We start from the raw sequence: 20,671 nt of genomic DNA, 5'->3' as shown, positions 1-20,671 counted from the left end.
TTGGTCGTGCGTCACACGGCAGCCCACCATAACAAAGACCAGCAACCCATGAGAAAGCGACTCGGCGTATTGTGCGCCATCACGTTACTGGCGGCGTGCGGTACGCCGGGAATGCTCGGCAAGACCGACGCGAACGTCACGCAGGCACAGCAAGCCGTGCGCACGGCAATCGACGCAAAATCCGCTATACCGATTCGCGCCATCGAGCACGTCGACGGCGCGTGGCTCGCCAGACATTCCGTGGCGATCGAAGCCACCGAATCCCTCCCTGATTTCTTCAAACGTAACGTCCGCTTTTCCACCGGAGCACCCCTCGCCATGTCGGTCGTGCTCGGGCAGATCGCGCGCGGCAATGGGCTGACGATTCGCGTCGCGGCGGATGTGTCGTGCGACGACGGCGGCGGTTCGGGGCGAGGCGGCAGCCGTGGTGGCGGTGGCGCGTCAAAACTCTTCCAGATGAATTGCACGGACAGCGGCGAACCCGCCGTGCCGCTGCACTACAACGGCACGTTGTCCGGCCTGCTCGACACCGTCGCGTATCGCTCGGGCACGCACTGGTCGTATCGCAATGGTGTCGTGCAGTTCACTCGCTACGTCACGCGAAGCTTCCAGATCAAGATGATGCCGGGGAGTTCGACGTTCAGTGCATCGGTGGGCAAGAAGTCGGAGATGAAGGCGGATCGGGGCGCTTCGGGCGGGAGCGGTGGCGGTGGTTCGGCCGGTGGCGTCAAACTCGACTTCAATGCCGACGCCAAGGTGACGACGGAGTCCAAACTCGATTACTGGGCCGATCTCGTCAAGACTGTCTCCGACATGCTCTCCGATGGCGGTCGCGTCACGCCGTCGGTGGTCACGAGCTCGCTTGTCGTCACCGACACCGCAGAAGTCATGGAACGCGTGAAGCGATACATCGACGCCGAGAATGCCGTGCTGGGCCGCCAGGTCAAGCTGCGCGTGCAGGTGTACTCCGTCACGCTCGAAGAAAACTCGGCGGCGGGTATCGACTGGAATCTGGTCTATCAATCGGCCGGTGGATTGGTTGCAGGACTAGGCGGCCCGGCGCTCGGCGGCGCGCTGATGGCACGCAAGGGTGGCTTGAGCGTGAGCAAGATTCCTCGCGGCGTGCTGGCCGGGTCCACGGCGTTCATCAAGGCGCTCAGTCAGCAGGGACGTGTTAGCGCCATCATCGATACGACCGTCGTCACGCTGAACAATCAACCCGCGCCAGTCGCCGTGACGCAGAATCAGGGCTTCGTCGCGCAGACCAGCATGACACCCGGCAACTACGGCGGCCAGGCTGTCGTGACCGCAGAGCAGTCCGTGCTGACGACGGGTTTCGTGATGAATTTGCTGCCCACTGTCATGGATAACCGCAGCGTGATGTTGCAGGTGCAGATCGATATGTCCGATCTGAAGAAGCTCGAGAAGATCAATCTACGCACCGGCAAAGAGGCGCCGAGCGGCAGCGACGCCGGGGGCAAGGGCGGCGGTACAAGCGTCAGCGTCGATGGAAAGGATGTGAAGGTGGCCGTCGACGGCGACAAGGACGAAGACGATAAAGCCCGCCACGACGACGGTTTGGGCACAGGCACGTTCATGCAACTGCCGTTGACGGCATCGATTCAGACGATGCAGCGCGCGTCGCTGAAGTCGGGCGATACGCTGGTGCTCAGCGGCTTCCGGCGCAAGGACGACAGCACCGACCGCGACGGCATCTTTGCTTACGAGGGCGGTACGAAAGAAGCGCGCCAGCGGGTGAACGAGGTCGTCATCGTGATCTCGCCGGAACTGACCGAGGGCGTGTGAGATGACACGCGCACTCTCCAATCATCTCGTCGTCGGCGCGCAGTGGGAGACGCTCATCGGTTTGCAGAAGGAGCCGACGGAGATTCGCGGCCTCGCCCGAAGCCGTGATGCGTCGCACTTCGCTGTGGCCGATGATGGCTCCGGCACCCGCACCGTAGGGCTCATGTCACTGCCCGTTGCGTCAAAAGACGAGGCGGTCCCCGATCGCTATGCGCTTGCGGCCGTGCTAGGGCAGATGGTCGACGGCGCGAATGTCGCTTTCGTCCATGCCGATCCGGATGACCCTTCGGCCGCCCTGTTCGTTACGCTGCGAGACCGCCGCCCCGACATCGATACCGTGCTGCCGCTTGCGCATCTGAAGGCGCGTCTCGCGGGATGGACGGCGGAAGTCGAAGGGCCGGTGAAGATTGCCGGTATGGAATTGGCCGATTTGCCACCCCCCGACGTTTCGCTCTCCCTTGATGCCATCGCCGAGCATGTGCGCCGCGAGCGGCCTGCTGAAGCGCGGCTGCAACTCGTGCGCAAGCCGCTGCCCGCGAGAGAACTGGCCATCGCTGCCGTGGCGCTGCTGATCGTCGCGGGACTTGGTGGCGCGGGCTGGCTGGGCTGGTCTTGGTACGACGATCTGCAACAACAACAACGGGCCGCCGCGAATCGGGTCGATCCGGTCGATGCTTACAAGCGTTCGCTCGCACGGGCCATTGCCGCCGAGCCGTTTGCCTTCGGTGCAGATTATGCACAGCGTGTGCAGTCGGTGGTGCAGGCACTCCCGGCGAGTGCTGGGGGATGGCGTCCGGCGAGCATCGAGTGCAATGCAGCACGTTGCAGCATCGACTGGCGGCGAAAGGAAGGCGGCACGTTCGATTTGCTGCTTTCACAGCGGCCCGACGCGATGATCGTCGATCTGGACCACGCGAAAGAGGTCGTGGCGATCACCGACGACGGGCAGGACGCAGATGCCGCCGCCGACGCCCGCGTCACGCCGATTCCCCGCAATCAGTTTCTCCGCACGGCCGGCGCGCGCTTGCAGGCGCTGGGCGACTACGGCATGGATATCTCGCTCACGATGGCCGAACCGCTGGTGAAGCCACCACCAACGGCGGCGGCCGGGAAAGACGTGCCGCCATCCATTGCCAAGGGCGAATGGCAGATGGCCGGTCATCTCGCATTTCTCGATTCGGTCGCCGGTCTGATGATGCGCGCGGGCAACATGTCGCTGCGTGACGTGAAGATCGACATCAGCGACGGCAAACCCGTCTTCACCGCTCAAGGCACCTACTATGTCCACTAGATCACGTCATCTCGTACGGCTCGCGGTGGCATTTGCTGCCGTATTGTCCACGCCTGCGCATGCCGAAGAGAATATCGATGCGTTTGCGCGCGCCCACCTCAAGGCATCGCAAGATGCACAGGAGGATAAGGCGGCTGGCAATGGACAATCGCCGGACGGCATTGCCCCCGATGTAGCAAGCAAGCCCGCCCGGGTGGACTCGCCGCCCGAGTTGCTGTTCATACAGGGGGTGGAAAACACTACCGTTGCGTACCTGCGCGTCGACGGCCGCTTCGGCCACACGGTGAAGCGCGGTGATCACGTCGGCGACTGGCAGGTAGTGAGCATCGGTGACGATTTCGTCGACGTGAAACGGCATGGCAAGCCCGCGCGTTTGCTGCTGCCTGATGCCTTAGCTGTCCAGCACGCTGCACAAGGGCGGCACGATGGCGACAATCGGTGAACGTCTTCGCGTCGCGTGGGCGCGAGCGAACGGACGTAGCGGCACGCGCCCCGTCGCCCGCCCCGTCGCCGATCTACGCTCCGAGGATATCCAGACGTTCGGCTGGCGTCAGGATCTCGGCCTGACGCTTGCCGGCGCGGAGCAAGGCTCGCTCGTGCTGGTGGCGATGAAGCCACGACTGTTTCTGGTGCTGATCGAGCACACGACCTTTGTGCGCATGCAGGGCTCCGATTTGCTCGAACGCTTCGATCAGGCGGTGCGCGCCACGCATCGCCTCGATCTCGAAGGCATCTATGTCGGCACCACCGAAGAAATTCTGCTCATGCAGTCGCAGTTGCAGCAGCAAGACGATGACGATGGCCGATCCGACGAGCAACGCACCGGGGCCTATCGCAACTTCGATCTGCTCATCGAGAAGGCGGTCGAAGCCGGTACGTCAGACATCCACTTCGAATTTCGCGACGGGCAACACGTGAAGGTGCGCATGCGCATTCACGGCAAGCTGCGCGTGACCGGCGACAGCGACCGGCTCTCGCGCGACTATCACGCGATGCTTGACGCGGTGTCCGCCGCGTACAACTCCCGGGCCGATCCGAGCAGCCGCAGTCACAACCACTTCGATGAAGATCAGCATCAAAGCTGTTCGATTCCGCTCTCCATTCGCCAGCGCAAATATCAATTGCGATTCCAGAGCGTGAAGGAGAATCGCGGCGTGGATGTGGTGCTGCGTCTGCTTCTTAATGAAGCGGTGGAAGGCGATGTGCTCTCGCTCTCGCAACTCGGCTATTCCGATGATCAAGTCGAAGTGCTCGAAGACGCTGTGCATCGCAGCCCGGGTCTCACGATCATTGCAGGGGAAACCGGGTCGGGGAAATCCACGACGCTTCGCACGCTGATGATGTACGAGCGCGACTCGGGCAAGAAATTTTTCTCCATCGAAGACCCGGTTGAGTACATCCAGCCGCACATGACGCAGATTCCGATTCAGCGGCGGGCCGAAGATGGTGCGGGAGAATCCGCGTTCGGCGCGGCGGCCAAGGTGTTGCTGCGGGGGGACCCGGACAAGCTCATGCCCGGCGAGATCCGCGATTCGGAGACAGGCTCGTTCGCGAAGTCGATGACCGAGACCGGCCACCAAGTGCTTTCCACCGTGCACGCGTCGAGCGCATTCGGCATCATCCCGCGCCTCGTCAGTGATGAGATCGGCATGCCGCTGGCGGCCGTCACGTCACCCAACTTCTTGACGGCGATGGTGTATCAGAAGCTGATCCCCGTGCTGTGCGAGCACTGCAAATTGCCCGCGATCGGCAATCTCGATGCACCCGCACTCGACGTCATTGCGGCGCTCGGTATCGATGTCGCCAATGTCTGCGTCGAGGGGGCCGGCTGCGAGCGGTGCAAGGGGCGAGGTACGGCGGGGCAAACCGTTGTCGCCGAGGTCTGTGAGTTGACCGACGACATGCTCGATCTGCTGCGCGAGTCGCATTTTTGGGAAGCCGAGCGGCAATGGCGCGCGAGTCACAACGGCGATCTCACCAGCCCGGACATGACGGGCAAGACCGCCATCGAGCATGCGATTTACAAGATGTCACAGGGACGCATCGACCCGCGCGACATCGAAGCGTCTTTCTACAAATTGAAGAAGTATCACCTTCCCCAAGCCACCGCGCCGACAGCCACGACGCCGCGACGACTCGCGAGTGTGTGAGTCGTCGCGGCCGCTTTCTTCCCCTGCAATGATGTTTTGACGTCTCACCTCCACGCCATGCTCGACGCCGCCAATCGATTCCTCGCCAAACTCTCTCCCCCGCGTGACGCCTACCCGGGGCTAGCCAAGGCGAAGCGCCAGTTCCACAAGACTCGCGCGAAGTTCTACAGCGACTTTGCCGACGCGATCGAAGACGGTGCGAATCCGTTCGACCTGTTTTCGCGCCGGTGCGCTCGTGCGAAGGAGCGCCGCAACGCAATGGCGCCGCTGTACGCCGTGTGGCGCGACAGGGCCAGCTCGAAGAACTTGCGCAAATCGCTGGAGGGCACGATCCCGGAAGCCGATCTGGTGGTCATTGCTGCGGGGGAAAAAGGTGATCTGCCCGGTACGCTGCGCTTTCTCGCACGCGTCGTGACACTGCAACAACAGACTCGCAGTGCGATCTCCGGGGCGATCACGCTGCCGATCTTCATGTCGGTATTGCTCGCGGCGATTCAACTTGGGGTGGCTTACGGGATGATGCCGATCATGACCGAGATCATGCCGCCGGAGAAATTTCCGATGATCGGGGCGTGGTTATACGTGATGTCGGGGTTCGTCGCCAACTGGTGGCCGCTGCTCTACGGTGTGCCGTTGGTGTTGCTGGTCGTGATGTCGTGGTCGCTCAGCCGCTGGACCGGGCCGTTGCGTCGCCGTTTTGACGATTTCGGGCCGTACGCCGTCTATCGCGATGTGCGTTCCGGTGAGTTTCTGGTGGCACTCGCGGCACTGACCAGTGCCAAGACCTCGGTCTTCGATGCGATCTCGTTGCTCCTCTCGGGCGCGTCGCCGTGGATGCGCTCGCATCTGTTGCGCATGCGCGCGTCGCTCAGAAGTGACAGAAGCATGATAAAGGCCATGGACACGGGGCTCTTCAACGAGGAAGTGTTCGATCGTCTCGTCGAATATTCCGGGCGGACCAACTTCGATGTCGGCATTCGCAAGATCGGGTTGATGACCATCGAAGAGACCGCCGATCGCATCAAGGCGCGCGCGGCGGCGGCACGCTCCGTGCTGATGGCATTGGTGGGGTTGACGATCGTGGTGACCGTGGCCGGTATGTTGCAGATCGGTCGTGCGGCAGGTGAGCACGCGCAGTCGATGATGTGATGATGGCGAACCTTCTGGACCTGCTGGTGCATTCGATCAAGGCGCTGCCGCGCGAGAGCTTCGCGGCGATGTTGGGCATTCTCGGCCTGTTCATCGGCAGCTTTCTCAATGTGGTGGTCTGGCGGCTGCCACGCATGCTCGAAGTGCAGTGGGCGCGCGAGGCGGCCCGTTGGGCCGGGCACATGCCTCCGGTTACGCCGATCTTCAATCTGGCGTGGCCGCCGTCGCGTTGTCCGCGTTGCGACAATCGCATCCCTGCGTGGCACAACTTGCCCGTGGTGAGTTATCTCTTGTTGCGGGGGCGCTGTGCGCATTGCCACGCCACCATCAGCTTGCGTTATCCCATTGTCGAATTGAGCGCCGGTGTCATGTTCGCGGCCATCGGCTGGACGTTCGCGCCGTTGATGTTGTACGCAACGATGTTTGCGTGGTGCGGTTTCGGCGCGGCGCTGCTCTCGCTTTCACTCATCGATGCGGAAACCCGTCTGTTGCCCGACGTGATCACGTTGCCGCTGTTGTGGATCGGTCTGCTGCTGAGCGTCGCGGGCGTGACGGTGCCGGTAAGTGATGCGGTGCTTGGCGCCGCGCTGGGCTATGTCGCGATGTGGCTCATTGCCGGGGGGCACTTTCTGCTGACCGGCAACGAAGGACTGGGCGGCGGCGACGTGAAGCTTGTCGCCGCCTGTGGGGCGTGGCTCGGATGGATCGGCGTGCCGCTCACGCTGGCGTTCGGCGCCGTGGCGGCAACGCTCGCGTTTGGCGTTCTCGGCATACTGCGCGGCCGCACGATGTGCGGGCCGCTGCCGTTCGGCCCGTGGCTCGCCGCAGGAGCCGTAGCGAGCGCACTCCGGGGCGAGCGGTTTCTAGGCCTGTGGTTGTACGCGGGCAGCTAACGTTGCATGTCCGGCATTGGCGGCGCGATCACGGCCGGCGTCCACGCCGCCGACCTGACGCTGCGCTTGCCGCAGAATCATGTCCGCCGCCTTTTCCCCGATCATCATCGACGGTGCGTTGGTATTGCCGCCGATCAACGTCGGCATGATCGACGCGTCGACAACGCGCAGGCCGTCGACACCCCGCACACGGAGTTCGGTATCGACCACCGACGCCGCATCGCTGCCCATGCGGCAAGTGCCGACCGGGTGATAGATGGTGTCGGCACGTTGGCGAATCAGTGCCATGAGTGCTTCGTCCGATTCCACGCCGCGACTGTGCAATTCCCTTCCGCCGAAGCGCGCGAGTGACGGTGCGGCCAGAATCCGGCGGATCACGCGGGCGCCGCGCAGCAAGGTGTCGACGTCTTCCTGTGCTTGCAGAAACGCAGGATCGATCAGTGGTGCATCGCGCATGTCGCCCGTGGCGAGCGTGACGCGGCCACGGCTCTTCGGGCGCAACACGCAGGCATGCAACGACAGACCGCGCCGCAGATGAAGACGCCGGTTGTGGTTGTCGCAGATCCCCACGAGGAAGTGCATTTGCAGATCGGGGCGAACGAGACCCGGATCGCTCTTGAGAAAGCCGCCCGCTTCGGCAACGTTGCTCGCAAGCAGGCCGCGCTTGTCGCGCAGATACGCCACGCCCTGCATCAGCAAGTGCCATAGGCCCGGTGGCGTGTAGCCCACCAGATCGCTGTGCGCGACGTATTTGTTGATGATGAAATCGATGTGATCTTGCAGATTCTCGCCGACGTTCGGCGAATCGACCCGCACGGCGATGCCGTGCTCACGCAGTTGCGCTGCCGGGCCGATACCCGAGCCCATCAGCAACTGCGGCGAGTTGAAAGTCCCGGCACTGAGGATCACTTCCGCACGCGCCTTGAGCGTCTCGAGCGCACCGCGACGTTGCAGCGTGACGCCCGTCGCGCGCATGCCGTCGAAGGTGATTCGCTGCACCAGCGCATCGGTGATGACATGGAGATTCGCACGCGTTTTTCCATGCAGATACGCACGTGCGGCATTCCATCGCTCGCCCCCCTTCTGCGTGACCTGATAGATGCCCGCACCTTCGTATTGCGCACCGTTGAAATCGCTGGAAACGGGGAAGCCCGCTTCGCGAGCTGCGTCGACATAGTGCCGCGAGAACGGGTTGACGGTGCGCAAATCCGCCACGTTGAGCGGGCCGCCGCTGCCGTGCCAGTCGTCGGCACCGCGTTCGTTGTTTTCGTTGCGCCGGAAGTACGGCAGCACGTCGTTCCAGCCCCAGCCGGTGCAACCGGCTTGCGCCCAGTCGTTGTAGTCGTCGGGGTGTCCGCGTGTGTAGATCATGGCGTTGATCGAACTCGATCCGCCCAGACCTCGGCCGCGGGGCTGGTAGCCCTGACGCCCGCCGAGACCCGCCTGCGGTGTCGTGCGAAATCCGTAGTTGCGACGTGACCGGAATGGCACCAGCGCCGCGAGCCCTAGCGGCAGCCTGACGAGAAAGCTGTTGTCGGGCGGGCCCGCTTCGATGAGGGCGATCGTGCGCCCGGGTAAGCCGTCGGCCAAGCGTGCGGCGAGCGCGCAGCCCGCCGAGCCGCCACCGACAATGACGTAGTCATAGTCCATGCTGTCATCCTCCCTTGGATGGGCACTGCATTGCCTGCTTTGTATTTATCTTTCTTGTGCACTGCTATTCGCCGCACCGCATGCGTCAGATTGCTGTGACCTGAAGCGGCGGCACTCATTGTAGGCAGACATTTCTCCGATTCGCGCGCGATGTGAAGCATTCCTCTAATTTGTGCGGACGGCAGAGTTCAACCGCTATGATGAAATGATCGACTTGGTGTGACCGTCCGATCGAGCGCAATAGCGTCCATCGACACGCATCAACGACCTGCACGGCACGCACACGGCTGGCATTCCCGGAGGGAGACACGGATGACTGAGGCTTGGCAAACCCACGACGTCACCAATCAGGTGCCGCCGCTCGTCGATTACAACCTGTACGCCACCGACGCGGCGTTGCAGGCCGCCGTGACGACGTTCAATGCCGGCTGGCATGCGAAGGAACTGCATCGTCAGGGCGCGCGATTGGGCGAGGCCGAAGTGCAGCAGTGGGCCGAGACGGCGAATCGCCACGAGCCCGAGTTGCAAACCTTCGATGCGCGCGGCAACCGCATCGATCACGTGGAATTTCACCCGGCCTGGCACGCGCTGATGGGGCTTTTGCGCGGTGCACAATTGCAGTCGCTGCCGTGGGCGCATCCGCAGGCGGGGGCGATGGCTGCACGCACGGCGTCGTATTTTCTGCATGCACAGAATGAAGCGGGGTCGCTGTGTCCGACAACGATGACGTTTGCCAGTATTCCGGTGCTGTCGAAGGTGCCGTCGCTGTTTCCCACGATCAAGGACAAACTGTTCGCACCGCAGCACGATCCCCGCGATCTGCCGCTCGCGCAGAAGCACACCATGCTCGTCGGCATGGGCATGACCGAGAAGCAGGGCGGGTCGGACGTTCGCACGAACACGACCGTCGCCCGTGCGTTGGGCGGTGATACGTATTCGCTGGTCGGCCACAAGTGGTTCTTCTCTGCACCGCAATGCGATGCACATCTGGTGCTCGCCCGCGCTGACGACAGCGACGCGTTGTCGTGTTTCTTCGTCCCTCGCTACACACCCGACGGCCAGAAGAATGCCGTGCAGATTCAGCGCCTGAAAGACAAGCTCGGCAACCGTTCGAACGCGAGCAGCGAGGTCGAATTTCAGGGCGCTTACGGCACGCTCGTGGGCGCGCAGGGACGCGGGATTCCCACGATCATCGAGATGGCGACGTACACGCGACTCGACTGCGTGATCGGCAGTGCGGCGATGATGCGCACGGGTGTCGTACAGGCCATTCATCACGCCCGGCATCGCACGGCGTTCGGCGCCAAGCTGGTCGATCAGGATCTGATGACGACCGTGCTTGCCGATCTTGCGCTGGAGTCGGAAGCCGCGACGTGGCTCGCCATGCGGCTGGCCCAGTCGTTCGACGCGGCCGAGGCGGATGACGATGCCCCGCTCGAGCGCGCATGGCGACGCATTGTGTTGCCTGCCGCGAAGTTCTGGGTGTGCAAGCGCGCGCTCGAACTCGCCGGCGAATGCATGGAGGTGTGGGGCGGCAACGGTTATGTGGAAACCGGGCCGCTCGCGCGGTTGTATCGCGAGGCGCCGGTCAATTCCATCTGGGAAGGTTCGGGCAATGTGATGTGCCTCGATGTGTTGCGCGCCATCGGGCGCGAGCCGGAAGTGGCACAGGCATGGTTTGACTGGCTGGGCCAACGCGTGGGCGCACACGCCCCGTTGCGCGCGGCATTGGCGCAACTGCACGGCTGGCTCGCTGCCGACCCGGCAACGCACGCCGTGCGCGCGCGTGCGATTGCGCAGCAGATCGTACTGCTCGCACAGGCCGCGTTGTTGCTTGAACATGCGCCGGCCGAGTTGGCGCATGGCTTTGTCGAGAGCCGCCTGGCGAATCATGGCGGTCGCGTCTATGGCGTGATGCCTGACTCACTGGCCGTGGGTGTGCAACGCGCGTGGCTGGATCGCGCGTTTGCGGGTTGAACGTCGGCATTCGCAGTGTCGGCAGCACCCGCAGTATTCGAAATACTCGCAGTAATCGCAATATTCGCAGGACGTGCAGTACCAAATGACAATAATGACAACGGCGGCCATCGGCAGCCACAGGGAGGACGGCATGGGACACAACCACGAGTTCGGCGGCCTGCACGATGCGCCGCCCGCGCTGCACGCGGCATCCGACGACGATATCGCGCGCGCCATGCTGTTGCCGCGTTTCGACGCGATGCGCCGTGCACACGACGCCGCGCCGCAGGTCGACTGGCAGGCACGCAAGGCGCATCTCAAGGCCTTGCAGGCAATGCTGCACCAGTATCGCGAGGCGTTTGCCAAAGCCATCGACGAAGACTTCGGCGGCCGGTCGGCGGAAGAGACCGACATGCTGGAGTTGTTCCCGTCGCACGGCAACCTCAAGCATGCGTTGGCCAACACGCGCCGATGGATGCGCGGCACGCACGGTTGGGCCAACCTCTGGCTGCTGCCTGCGCGCACGGCCATCGTGCCGCAGCCGCTCGGTGTCGTTGGCGTGATCGTGCCGTGGAACTACCCGCTGTTTCTCGCAGTCGGCCCGTTGACCGATGCGCTCGCGGCGGGCAACCGGGTGATGCTCAAGGTCTCGGAAGTGACGCCGCGCTTTGCGGAAGTCTTCGCGAAGGCCGTCGCCGAATTTTTCCCCGCCGAATGGGTGACCGTCGTCACCGGCGACGCGCAGATGGCCCGCGCGTTCTCGACGATGCCGTTCGATCATTTGTTGTTCACAGGCGCAACGTCGATCGGGCATCACGTCATGCGCGCGGCGAGCGAACACCTCACGCCCGTCACGCTGGAGCTGGGCGGAAAATCGCCGGCGATCATCGGGCCGGGGGCACGCTGGGAGCATGCCGTCGAGCGCATCATGCTCGGCAAACTGGTGAACGCCGGACAGACCTGCGTCGCGCCGGACTACGTGCTGGTGCCGCGCGAAAAGCTCGATGCGTTCGTCGCGACGGCGCGTCAGGTGGCGGCTCGCTTGTATCCCGATGCGGTCAACAATCCGCAATACACGAGCATCGTCTCACCGCGCCATTTCGAACGATTGACGGGGCTCGCGGGCGAGGCTGCCGCGCAAGGGGCAACGTCGCATGCGCTGTTCGATGCGCCTGCGCAAGCCGAGCGCCGACGCTTGCCGCCGGTGGTCATCACCGGTGTGCACGACGGCATGCGTGTCATGCGCGAGGAGATTTTCGGGCCGCTGTTGCCCGTCGTGCCGTATGACGATCTCGACGCGGCCATCGCCTATGTGAACGAGCGTCCGCGCCCGCTGGCGCTGTATGTGTTCGATACCGACGACACGCGCATCGATCGGGTGGTGGACGGCACGATTTCGGGCGGTGTGACGATCAACGACACCCTGTTGCACGTGGCGGAGCATGGGTTGCCGTTCGGTGGCGTGGGATCGTCGGGCATGGGCGGGTATCACGGCGAAGCCGGGTTCCGCACGTTCTCGAAGGAGAAGCCGATCTTCCGGCAGGCGCGATTCAACGGCGCGGGCCTGCTCAACCCGCCGTATGGCAAGCGATTTGCGATGATGATCAAACAGTTGCTGCGCTGAGTTGGCGCACCGGAATTTGAAAGCACCGCAGGCAAAGAAAAACCCCGCTGGGAAGACCCGAGCGGGGTTTTTCTTTACGTCGTTACATCTGTACGTTGTCCCGTCTGCCGTCAGCGAGCGCTGACGGTGACAGGCAGCGTGTGAAGCTTACGCGACGGCGCGCAGGCCGGCGTCGGCCAGCAGGGCGTCGGCGCGGTCCGTGGCTTCCCACGTGAATTCCGGCTCTTCACGGCCGAAGTGACCGTAGGCAGCCGTCTTCTCGTAGATCGGACGCAGCAGGTCGAGCATCTGGATGATGCCCTTCGGACGCAGGTCGAAATGCTTTTCGATCAGCTCGGCGATACGTTGATCGCTGATCTTGCCCGTGCCGAACGTGTTGACCATGACCGACGTCGGGCGCGCCACGCCAATGGCGTACGACACCTGAATCACGCACTTCGAGGCCAGACCGGCAGCCACGATATTCTTCGCGACATAGCGGCCGGCGTAGGCGGCGGAGCGGTCGACCTTCGACGGATCCTTGCCCGAGAACGCGCCACCGCCGTGCGGTGCGGCACCGCCGTACGTGTCGACGATGATCTTGCGGCCGGTCAGACCGGCATCACCTTGCGGACCGCCGATCACGAAGCGACCGGTTGGGTTCACCAGGAACTTGATGTCGCCCTTGATCAGCTCGGCGGGGAGCACCGGCTTGATGATTTCTTCGATGACAGCTTCGCGCAGCGCTTCCAGACCAATGTCCGGCGAGTGCTGCGTCGACAGCACGACCGTGTCGATGCTGTGCGGACGGCCGTTTTCGTACTTGATGGTGACTTGGGACTTGGCGTCCGGACGCAGCCAGTTCAGGCGGCCGTCGCGGCGCACTTGCGACTGGCGCTCGACCAGACGGTGCGACAGGTAGATCGGCAGCGGCATGAGTTCCGGCGTCTCGTCGCAGGCGTAGCCGAACATCAGGCCTTGGTCGCCGGCACCCTGATCGAGGTTGTCGTCATGGGCGCGGTCCACGCCTTGCGCGATGTCGGGCGACTGGCGGTCGTAGGCGACCAGCACGGCGCAGCCCTTGTAGTCGATACCGAAGTCGGTGTTGTCGTAGCCGATGCGGCGAATGGTTTCGCGCGCAACTTGTTGATAGTCCACCGTGGCGGTCGTGGTGATTTCACCCGCGAGTACGACGAGACCGGTGTTGCAAAGCGTTTCGGCGGCGACGCGCGCGTATTTGTCCTGGGTCAGGATCGCGTCAAGGACAGCATCCGAGATTTGGTCAGCGACCTTGTCCGGGTGACCTTCGGATACCGATTCGGAAGTAAAGAGATAGTCGTTCGCCACTTCAGGCTCCTCTGTAACGAATGATTGGCGACTCACGTAGCCGTCATCGGAGAAGAAGCGGCGACGCTTTAGCGGAAAAATTAGTCGAATGGGCTGCCTAGATAGGGTGGCTCATTCGAATCGCCCCGCAAGTTGTCAGTTAACTCGGCGATGTCGCTTATTATACGCCCCTGTAGAAAATCTGCTGGCGACATGGCAACCACTCCCAAGAAATCCATCGGGTACTACGTGAGCGTAGGCCTGCTGCGGGGGCTCAACCTGCTCCCCTATAGCTGGGTCGCGCGTTTCGGCGCGGGCCTCGGACAACTTTTGTACCTCATTCCCAGCTCGCGAAAGCGCGTGGTGCACACCAATTTGCGCCTGTGTTTCCCGCACTGGGACGACGCCACCCGTGAGCGCGTGGCGCGGGCGTCGTTCGTGCACGCCATTCGCAGCTACGCCGAGCGTAGCGTGCAGTGGTTTGCCGACGGCAAGAAGCTGGAAAAGCTGATCGAGCTTGATTCGGCCGTGGATCTGCGTGATCCGAACATGCCGCCGACCATCCTGCTCGGGTTCCACTTCGTGGGGATCGAAGCCGGTTCGGTTTTCATCAATTACTCGCTGCACCGGCCCTGTGCCTCGCTCTACACCCCCATGTCGAACCCGGCGTTCGATGCCATGGCCCGGGAGCAACGCGGCCGGTTCGACGCCGAAATGATCCCGCGCGGTGACAGCGCCCGCGACGTGCTGCGCATGTTTCGCAAGAAGAAACCGGTCATGCTGGCCGCCGATATGGACTACGGCGCGCGCAATTCCACGTTCGTGCCGTTCTTCGGCGTCGAGGCCTGCACGCTGACGTCGGTGTCGCGACTGGCGGAAGTGGGCCGCGCGCAAATCCTGCCGTTCATCGGCGAAGTGCTGCCGAACTACAAGGGCTACCGGCTCAAGGTGTTCCCAGTGTGGGAAAACTACCCCAGCGGCGACCCGGACGCCGATGCCCGCCGCATGAACGCGTTTCTGGAAGAACAGATTCTGAAAATGCCGGAGCAGTACTACTGGGTGCACAAGCGTTTCAAGACCCGCCCGGAAGGCCAGCCGGGCGTGTATTGACCGGCACCGGATGCGCGTCGACTTCTCCTCTACAATAGCGGCATGAAGCTCAAATTCACCAAGATGCAAGGCGCCGGTAACGACTTCGTCGTGATCGACGGCATCTCGCAGACCATCGATTTCACGCCGGAACAATGGCGTGCGCTCGCCGACCGCCATTTTGGCGTCGGCGCGGACCAGCTTTTGCTCGTCGAACGCTCGGCATTGCCGGACGTGGACTTCCGTTACCGCATCTTCAACGCCGATGGCGGCGAGGTCGAGCATTGCGGCAACGGCGCGCGCTGCTTCGTGAAGTTCGTGCGCGATACCGGGCTGACCGACAAGCGCTCGGTACGCGTCGAAGTGCAGCAGGGCGTGATTACGCTCACCGCACGCGAAGACGGTCAGGTCAGCGTGGATATGGGCGCACCGATTCTGACGCCGTCGGACGTGCCGTTCGACGCGAGCGGGCTGGAAGGCCGCCGCGAGGGCGACGACACGCTCTGGCCGCTGGATGTCGCTGGCAAGACCACGTGGATTTCGGCCGTCTCAATGGGCAACCCGCATGCTGTGCAGGTGGTCGAGAACGTCGACACCGCGCCGGTCGAGACCGACGGTCCGCTGGTCGAGCGCCACGCGCGTTTCCCGCGCCGCGTGAACGCCGGTTTCCTGCAAGTGGTCGACAAGCATCAGGCACGCCTGCGCGTATTTGAGCGCGGCGCCGCCGAGACGCTCGCCTGCGGCACGGGCGCCTGTGCTGCCGCGGTGGCGGGCATTCGCCGGGGCTTGCTCGCCTCGCCGGTCGCCATCGAGACACATGGCGGCACCCTCACCATCGAGTGGGATGGCGCCGCCGGCCCGGTCATCATGACGGGGCCCGCCGCAACGGTCTTCGAGGGCACCATCGAGATCTGATACCGTGTTGCCCGCAAGGCGCCCCGTGGCATCGGCCATGGTGAGAACGGGGGCGCCCGCAAGACCGATTTGGTTTCTGAAGCTTCTGATATCGCGACCCTGACGGCCGCCGGGTCTCCTTGTGCAAGCAGGGGGCGGTGCGGTTTTCGATGAACAGCAGACGGACACTCATGAACGACCGAGATATTGCGGAATACCTGATCGCGCATCCCGACTTTTTCGAACGCCACGCCGAATTGCTGGCCGGCGTGCGCCTGACGAGCCCCCATGGACAACGGGCGGTGTCGTTGCAGGAGCGTCAGATCGAGATGCAGCGCGAGAAGACCAAGCAGATCGAGCGACGCCTCGCCGAACTGATGCGTTACGGCCACGAAAACGACGATATCTCGGCCAAGCTGCACCGCTGGACCCTCGGCCTGCTCGGCGAGCGCGATCCGCATGCGCTGCCCGATGCCATCGCCCGCGGGCTGCGCGACGTGTTCAACGTGCCGTTCGCCGCTGTACGCGTGTGGAATGTGTCCGCGCCGTATCAACCGGCCGAATTTGCCCGCAGCGTCAGCGAAGAAGTGAAGATTTTCGCGTCGAGTCTGGCCACGCCGTATTGCGGCGCGAACACCGGTTTCGAAGCGGTCACGTGGCTCGGCGCACCGGTCGATCCGGCATCGGTCGCGCTGCTCGCCTTGCGCGATCCGCTCGCACAACAAGGCGCCGACGCCCCGGTGTTCGGCCTGCTGGTAATGGGCTCGGATGACGCCCGCCGTTTCCACGAAGGCATGGCGACCGATTTCCTGTCGCAGATCGGCGAACTCGCGGGCGCGGCGCTGAGCAAGCTGCGCGCGGACGACTGAGTCGACCCGGGCGCCACTGTGGCCAAGCCAGACGCCAAGCCGAAAGCCAAGGCAACGCCCAAGCCGCGCGGCAAAACTGTCACCGCTGCCACTGGTGAGGCGCCCGAATCCTCCGAGATCGCTGATATCCCTGAAGTCCCCCTTCAGCCGGGCATTCAGGCCTATCTCATCATGCTGGCGAGCGAGCGCAAGCTCGCCGCCCTCACCCTCGAGAACTACACCCGCGACCTGCGGCAATTGCAGGTGATGGCCAAAGGCCGTCCGCTCGACGCGCTGGCGCACGGCGACATCCGCAAGTTCGTGATGCAGATGCACAGTCAGGGGCTGGTCGGCCGCTCGATTGCCCGCAAGCTCTCGGCATGGCGCGGCTACTACGCGTGGCTGGCCCAGCGTTCGGCGCTGGCGGCGAATCCGGTCGATGGTGTGCGAGCGCCGAAACAACCCAAGCCGCTGCCCAAGGCGCTGTCGCCCGATCAGGCGTCGGCGCTGGTCGAGCACTCGACCGGCACCTCGGCCGAGGCGCTGCGCAACCGGGCGATGTTCGAGTTGCTGTACTCGTCGGGGTTGCGGCTGTCGGAGCTGACCGGGCTCGATCATCGCTACGTGGAAGCCGATGGCTATCGCTCCGCAAGCTGGCTGGATCTGGCCGAGCGCGAGGTGATCGTCACCGGCAAGGGCAACAAGCGGCGCCGCGTGCCGGTGGGCGAGAAAGCGGTGCAAGCACTGACTGACTGGCTGAATATCCGCACCGGGCTGACGGCTGCCGAGCCGCACGCCCTGTTTCTGTCCGCACGCGGCAAGCGGATCGGTGCGCGGGCGGTTCAGCAGGGACTATCGCGCCACGCGCTGGCGGCGGGGCTGCCCACGCATGTCCATCCACACATGCTGCGGCATTCGTTTGCGACCCACGTGCTGCAATCGTCCGGCGACCTCCGGGCCGTGCAGGAAATGCTCGGCCACAGCAACATCTCGACCACGCAGATCTACACGAAGCTCGACTTCCAGCATCTGGCCAAGGTCTACGATCAGGCGCACCCGCGCGCGCGCAAGAAGACCTGACTCAGCCGTGGCGCTGCCCCGACTCGGTGTAGAATCGCGTCCTTCCCCAGCAAGTCCCGCCCGTGTGCCGACGCCCAGTCGTGGCGACGCCGCACGCCGTGCCGCAAGACTTGCCGCTCTCCGAATGCAACCGTTGGCCAGCTCCACATGAACACCTTGATCCTCAAGCCCGGCAAAGAAAAATCCTTGCTGCGCCGCCATCCCTGGATTTACGCCACTGCCGTGGCGAATGTGGAAGGCAAACCGGCCTCCGGCGCGACGGTCGTGGTGCGTGCCGCCGACGGCCGCTTTCTGGCGCGCGCCGCGTTCAGCCCGGTCTCGGCCATTCGCGCCCGCGTCTGGACGTTCGACGAGAACGAGCCGGTCGATCACGCCTTCTTCAAACGCCGCGTGGCGGCGGCGCTGGCCTATCGCGAGCAGATGGTGCACGACACCGGCGCGACCCGCCTGATCTTCGGCGAGGCCGATGGCCTGCCGGGCCTGATCGTCGACCGTTACCAATCCGCACCGGGCCAGCCGGCGAGTGACCAACTGGTGTGCCAGTACATGGCCGCTGGCGTGGAAGTATGGAAAGACGCCATTACCAAGGCACTCGTGGCCGCGACGGGCTGCCCGAACGTCTATGAACGCTCCGACGCCGCCGTGCGCGAGCGCGAAGGGCTGCCGAGCATTACCGGCGTGCTTGCCGGGGCCGAGCCGCCCGAAGCGCCCGAGTCGCTGACCACGCACGAGTGCGGCGTGAAGTACTACGTCGACGTGCGTCACGGCCACAAGACGGGCTTCTACGTCGACCAGCGCGACAACCGTTTGCTGGTCAAGCAACAGGCCAAGGGCCGCGACGTGTTGAACTGCTTCTGCTATACGGGCGGTTTCTCGCTCGCGGCATTGGCGGGTGGCGCGCAGAGTGTGCTGTCGATCGATTCGTCGGGCGAGGCGCTGGCAATCGGCGCGCGCAACGTCGAACTCAACGGCTTCGACGCCTCGCGTACCGAATGGCGCGACGCCGATGTGTTCAAGACGCTGCGGGCCTTGCGGGAAGAGGGACGCACCTTCGACATGATCGTGCTCGACCCGCCGAAGTTCGCGCCGTCGGCGCATCACGTCGACCGTGCCGCGCGTGCGTACAAGGACATCAATCTGGCGGGCTTCAAGCTGCTGCGTCCGGGCGGTCAGTTGCTGACGTATTCGTGCTCGGGGGCTATCGACGCCGATCTGTTCCAGAAGATCGTGGCCGGTGCTGCGGTCGACGCGGGTGTCGATGCGCGTATCCTGCGCCGCTTGTCGGCGGGCATGGATCACCCGATGCTCACGCAATTCCCCGAAGGCGAGTACCTCAAGGGCCTCTGGCTTCAGCGCATCTGAGGTGTGCGGGGGCTCGCGCCCCCAAACGGCCAAACGGCCAATCGGATCGCCGGTCAGCCCAGCGTCAGCGCCACAACACCCAGCGCAATCAGTACCGCGCCGCCGACCCGGCGGCGCATCTCGCCTTCGCCCAGCAGCCGTACCCCGAGCAGGGCCGCCACCATCATCGACATCTCCCGCGCCGGGGCCACGTGCGAGACGGGCGCGTATTGAAGCGCCGTCAGAATCAGGAAATAGGACATCGGCGAGATCAGCGCAATCAGCACGATCTTGCGCCAGTTGGCGCGCCAGAGCAGCGACACTCTGGCTGGCCGCGACAGCGCCACCGGGGCGGACAGCACCACGCGCACCACGTTCTCAAGGTAGTAGTAGACGAGCGGCACGAGCATCAGCGTCTTGACGGCGTAAGCATCGGCCAGCGTATACGCCGCGATGAAGGCGCCGGTGAGCACGCCCCAGCCGGCCCCGGCATGCATGGTGCCGCGCCGGAACAGCCGCTCGCCGCCAGCGATGATCAGCACGCCGCCGACCACCAGGCCGATGCCGACAAGCGCCAGCCAGCCCGGGCGCTCGCCCAGCAATACGATCGCACCGAGCGACGAGAGCAATGGCCCGGTGCCGCGCGCGAGCGGGTAGACGACCGAGAGATCGCCGACCCGGTAGCCGCGTTGCAGCACCAGCGTGTAGCCATAGTGGAGCAGGGCGCTCAGGGCGATGACGGCCCAGCCGCGCCAGTCCGGCCAGTCAGCGTGTGAGCCGACGAGAAAGAACAGCGCGAGCGGCGTGTAGAGAACGACCGTCAGCAGCGCGTAGAGAAAGACCAGCTGGGGGCCGCCGCCCTCCGTGGTGTCGATGCGTTTGGCCAGAAAATTCCACGTGGCGTGCAGAAAAGCGGCGGTAACAACGAAGGCGAGGGCGGTCGGTGACATGGTGGGAGGCGTTTTTTGTGACAATTGTATGACGCATCGCCTGTCCACTTTCCGCCAATTTGGGTGGACATCCCGTGAAATGCCCACTTTTGCAACTCGGTTGCAGCGTTCACGGCGCTGTGCTTAAATCGATTCATGAGCCTTACTCAACTACAACCGTATCTGGAAGCCGCCCGCGCGAGCTTGCAGGAGCAATCGGGGCGCGTGACTTCGGGACGTGTCCGTGTACTGGCCCTGCTGCTCAAGGCAGGCCGCCCGCTCACCCATCAGGAAGTGCTGGCCGATCTGGCGACCGACACCGATCCGCTCGACCGCGTCACTGCCTATCGCGTGCTCGACTGGCTGGTCGCGCAGGGCTGGGCGATCAAGCAGGCCGGTGACGACCGCATCTTCCGGTTCGTCATGGCCGAGCACGTCGACCCGCAACGGGCCGCGTCGCCGCGTCCGCATACGCAACACGGTCATTTCCGCTGTGTACGCTGCCACCGCACGTTCTGCCTTGACGATTGGCCCCAGCATCCCCAATTAAGTGAGCGCGAACTCAAGCGCCTGCCCAAGGGATTCGTGGGCGAACAGGTCGAGCTGATGATTCACGGCACTTGCGCCCAGTGCGCCGGCGCCACCAACTGACGCGTGCCAAGC

General features: G+C 64.1%; 17 protein-coding genes. 14 read left to right on the top strand and 3 right to left on the bottom strand.

The features are described from left to right. Nucleotides 1–48: 48 nt before the first annotated feature. Genes CDV46_RS03255 through CDV46_RS03230 form a run of 6 tightly spaced genes read left to right on the top strand, consistent with a single transcriptional unit; the run spans nt 49 to nt 7,289 of the window. The gene (locus CDV46_RS03255; protein WP_140413283.1) at nt 49–1,806 is read left to right on the top strand and encodes a secretin N-terminal domain-containing protein; all 1,758 of its coding nucleotides are present in this window, start codon (nt 49–51) and stop codon (nt 1,804–1,806) included. A 1-nt stretch (nt 1,807) separates the two neighbouring features. Continuing rightward, nucleotides 1,808–3,097 carry a type 4b pilus protein PilO2 gene (gene pilO2, locus CDV46_RS03250; RefSeq protein WP_087721778.1) on the top strand — a complete coding sequence of 430 codons (1,290 nt, stop codon included), beginning with the start codon at nt 1,808–1,810 and terminating at the stop codon, nt 3,095–3,097. Then, complete coding sequence (locus CDV46_RS03245; protein ID WP_140413282.1) at nt 3,087–3,539, top strand: hypothetical protein; 453 nt, start codon at nt 3,087–3,089, stop codon at nt 3,537–3,539. Before pilO2 ends, CDV46_RS03245 begins: the two co-directional genes overlap by 11 nt. Further along, nucleotides 3,523–5,247, top strand: coding sequence for a GspE/PulE family protein (locus CDV46_RS03240; RefSeq protein WP_087721777.1), 1,725 nt, complete (start codon nt 3,523–3,525; stop codon nt 5,245–5,247). The genes CDV46_RS03245 and CDV46_RS03240 overlap by 17 nt, the downstream gene beginning before the upstream one ends. A gap of 36 nt (nt 5,248–5,283) precedes the next feature. Beyond that, nucleotides 5,284–6,396, top strand: a complete 1,113-nt coding sequence (locus tag CDV46_RS03235) for a type II secretion system F family protein (protein WP_140413281.1) — start codon at nt 5,284–5,286, stop codon at nt 6,394–6,396. Next, a complete protein-coding gene (locus CDV46_RS03230) occupies nt 6,396–7,289 on the top strand; it encodes a prepilin peptidase (protein ID WP_254915914.1) in 894 nt (297 codons plus the stop codon). Before CDV46_RS03235 ends, CDV46_RS03230 begins: the two co-directional genes overlap by 1 nt. Here CDV46_RS03230 and CDV46_RS03225 read toward each other — a convergent pair. Further along, complete coding sequence (locus CDV46_RS03225) at nt 7,260–8,939, bottom strand: GMC family oxidoreductase (RefSeq protein ID WP_087721776.1); 1,680 nt, start codon at nt 8,937–8,939, stop codon at nt 7,260–7,262. The two genes, CDV46_RS03230 and CDV46_RS03225, sit on opposite strands and share 30 nt — an antisense overlap. Nucleotides 8,940–9,251: 312 nt before the next feature. Between CDV46_RS03225 and CDV46_RS03220 the strand changes: the two genes are divergently transcribed. Beyond that, nucleotides 9,252–10,916, top strand: coding sequence for an isovaleryl-CoA dehydrogenase (locus CDV46_RS03220; protein ID WP_087721775.1), 1,665 nt, complete (start codon nt 9,252–9,254; stop codon nt 10,914–10,916). Nucleotides 10,917–11,133: 217 nt separating this feature from the next. After that, nucleotides 11,134–12,522 (top strand): coniferyl aldehyde dehydrogenase, encoded by a 1,389-nt coding sequence (locus CDV46_RS03215; RefSeq protein WP_441339304.1) that lies wholly within the window; start codon nt 11,134–11,136, stop codon nt 12,520–12,522. A gap of 147 nt (nt 12,523–12,669) precedes the next feature. On the opposite strand, the gene metK is transcribed toward CDV46_RS03215, so the two are convergent. Next, entirely contained in the window at nt 12,670–13,848 is a 1,179-nt protein-coding gene (gene metK / locus CDV46_RS03210) for a methionine adenosyltransferase (RefSeq protein ID WP_087690362.1), read from the bottom strand. Between the two features lie 192 nt (nt 13,849–14,040). Between metK and CDV46_RS03205 the strand changes: the two genes are divergently transcribed. The 5 genes from CDV46_RS03205 (at nt 14,041) to CDV46_RS03185 (ending at nt 19,100) form a co-directional block, all read left to right on the top strand. After that, nucleotides 14,041–14,937: a lipid A biosynthesis lauroyl acyltransferase gene (locus tag CDV46_RS03205; RefSeq protein WP_058376810.1), complete on the top strand. Its 897-nt coding sequence runs from the start codon at nt 14,041–14,043 to the stop codon at nt 14,935–14,937. A 42-nt stretch (nt 14,938–14,979) separates the two neighbouring features. Then, nucleotides 14,980–15,831 carry a diaminopimelate epimerase gene (gene dapF, locus CDV46_RS03200; protein WP_087721774.1) on the top strand — a complete coding sequence of 284 codons (852 nt, stop codon included), beginning with the start codon at nt 14,980–14,982 and terminating at the stop codon, nt 15,829–15,831. Between the two features lie 170 nt (nt 15,832–16,001). Next, a complete protein-coding gene (locus CDV46_RS03195) occupies nt 16,002–16,679 on the top strand; it encodes a DUF484 family protein (RefSeq protein WP_087690358.1) in 678 nt (225 codons plus the stop codon). A gap of 171 nt (nt 16,680–16,850) precedes the next feature. Further along, nucleotides 16,851–17,738, top strand: coding sequence for a tyrosine recombinase XerC (gene xerC / locus CDV46_RS03190; RefSeq protein WP_087722009.1), 888 nt, complete (start codon nt 16,851–16,853; stop codon nt 17,736–17,738). Nucleotides 17,739–17,885: 147 nt separating this feature from the next. Further along, entirely contained in the window at nt 17,886–19,100 is a 1,215-nt protein-coding gene (locus CDV46_RS03185; RefSeq protein ID WP_058376813.1) for a class I SAM-dependent rRNA methyltransferase, read from the top strand. Between the two features lie 53 nt (nt 19,101–19,153). Here CDV46_RS03185 and CDV46_RS03180 read toward each other — a convergent pair whose 3' ends face one another. Further along, the gene (locus CDV46_RS03180) at nt 19,154–20,029 is read right to left on the bottom strand and encodes a DMT family transporter (protein ID WP_087721773.1); all 876 of its coding nucleotides are present in this window, start codon (nt 20,027–20,029) and stop codon (nt 19,154–19,156) included. A 135-nt stretch (nt 20,030–20,164) separates the two neighbouring features. On the opposite strand from CDV46_RS03180, the gene CDV46_RS03175 reads away from it, so the two are divergent. After that, complete coding sequence (locus CDV46_RS03175; RefSeq protein WP_087690355.1) at nt 20,165–20,659, top strand: Fur family transcriptional regulator; 495 nt, start codon at nt 20,165–20,167, stop codon at nt 20,657–20,659. Nucleotides 20,660–20,671: the final 12 nt, after the last annotated feature.

The sequence above is a fragment of the Pandoraea sp. PE-S2T-3 genome (assembly GCF_002179965.1).
Lineage (GTDB): Bacteria > Pseudomonadota > Gammaproteobacteria > Burkholderiales > Burkholderiaceae > Pandoraea.
The sequence above is the reverse complement of the archived record's forward strand: the minus strand, read 5'-3'. Positions and strand labels throughout refer to the sequence as shown.